We start from the raw sequence: 500 nt of genomic DNA, 5'->3' as shown, positions 1-500 counted from the left end.
AAGGCCAGAACGTAGCTGAAGGCGGCCGTGATCGCCTGGAAGAGAAAGGCCTGGTTGAAGACGGCTACAGCCGCACGCCTCAAGGTCAGACCGTTGCCGAAGGCGGCGCTGATCGCCTGGCTGAACGTCATCAAGCAGCGAGCTGAGGCCATGCTGGCCCTTAAAAAAAGCCCGATCCCTGGATCGGGCTTTGGCTTTTATGGCCCCGGCATTTTAGCCCTGACCTTCGCCGCTCTCGCCTGACTCCAGTTCGACTCCGGCAAAGTTGATTTGCTAGAGTGCGCCGCTCCCATTGAGCAAAGAACGCCCCGCCGATGCTGCCCCGCGCCGAACAGAAGCAACAGACCCGCAACGCCCTGATGGATGCTGCCCGGCATCTGATGGAGTGTGGTCGTGGTTTCGGCAGCCTGAGCCTGCGCGAAGTGGCCAAAGCCGCCGGCATCGTGCCCACCGGCTTCTATCGGCACTTCAGCGACATGGACCAACTGGGGCTGGAACTG

The 500-nt window shown here is 61.6% G+C and carries 1 protein-coding gene; it reads left to right on the top strand.

Translation table 11 applies throughout. From position 1 onward, the window contains the following. Positions 1–314: 314 nt before the first annotated feature. On the top strand, positions 315–500 hold a 186-nt coding region (locus Q7C21_RS23160), incomplete at its 3' end, for a TetR family transcriptional regulator (RefSeq protein WP_375151264.1).

The sequence above is a fragment of the Pantoea sp. ANP04 genome, assembly GCF_041982285.1.
Lineage (GTDB): Bacteria > Pseudomonadota > Gammaproteobacteria > Enterobacterales > Enterobacteriaceae > Pantoea > Pantoea eucalypti.
Note: the sequence above shows the minus strand (reverse complement) of the source record. Positions and strands in the feature narration are given on the sequence as shown.